1 protein-coding gene is annotated in these 250 nt (G+C 65.2%); it reads left to right on the top strand.

Annotation, left to right across the window (positions count from 1 at the left end):
* Positions 1–51: 51 nt before the first annotated feature.
* Positions 52–250 (top strand): hypothetical protein (locus CH42_RS16755; RefSeq protein WP_204374509.1); only part of this gene is annotated, 199 nt, incomplete at its 3' end.

Here is a 250-nt window from a genome sequence, read left to right as displayed (position 1 = left end):
TTGGCTGCGCCGGGGGGGGCGATCGCTTCCACGTCCTCGACGGTGAAGGACGTGAATCGGTGGCGACCGAACCCTCAGGCGTGGATTGATGCGAAGTCGCGGGTGGCTGCCGGGTCAGGTCTGACGACGAAGGATATTGCCGCGACGGGGCGGTGGGCTCCGAAGTTGTTGAAGGGTGCCGGGGTGGCTGGTTTGCTGGCTACGGGTGCTGAGATTGCGTGGGCGGTGCGCGATGACTTCTTACTGCCGT

Origin of the sequence: Leucobacter musarum subsp. musarum, from assembly GCF_001273845.1 — a bacterium.
Lineage (GTDB): Bacteria > Actinomycetota > Actinomycetes > Actinomycetales > Microbacteriaceae > Leucobacter > Leucobacter musarum.
This window is presented reverse-complemented; position numbering and strand designations above follow the sequence as displayed.